This window comes from Gilvimarinus gilvus, assembly GCF_030518155.1.
Classification (GTDB): Bacteria; Pseudomonadota; Gammaproteobacteria; order Pseudomonadales; family Cellvibrionaceae; genus Gilvimarinus; species Gilvimarinus gilvus.
Map to the genome: position 1 here is coordinate 1 of NZ_JAULRU010000055.1, position 327 is coordinate 327.

Here is a 327-nt window from a genome sequence, read left to right on the forward strand (position 1 = left end):
TTGCAATGATGTTGCTAATGCTTTCTTTTGTAATTGTTCTTGTTGTATATCAAGTAATTTTCGTTCAGCTGTTAAACGAGCTTTTTCTTCCAACTCTAATTTTAAAGTTAAAGCTGTTTCTTGTTTTTCAGCTTCTAATAAATTGGTTTTTTGTTTGTTTAATTTTTGTTTGTAAATGAACATATAAACCATTAGCACAATTCCAATTATTGAAATACCAATAAGAGATAAATACAAAATGCGTTGTTTTGAAAAGATTTGATTTTTTTCTTTTAGTTGTTTAATTTCTTCATTTTTGCGCTCAAAATTATAAAAAGCCTCTAGTAC

The 327-nt window shown here is 26.0% G+C and carries 1 protein-coding gene; it reads right to left on the minus strand.

Going from position 1 to position 327, the window contains the following annotated elements:
* A partial coding sequence (locus QWI17_RS00255) for a hypothetical protein (protein WP_302720499.1) occupies positions 1–327 on the minus strand: 327 nt, incomplete at both ends.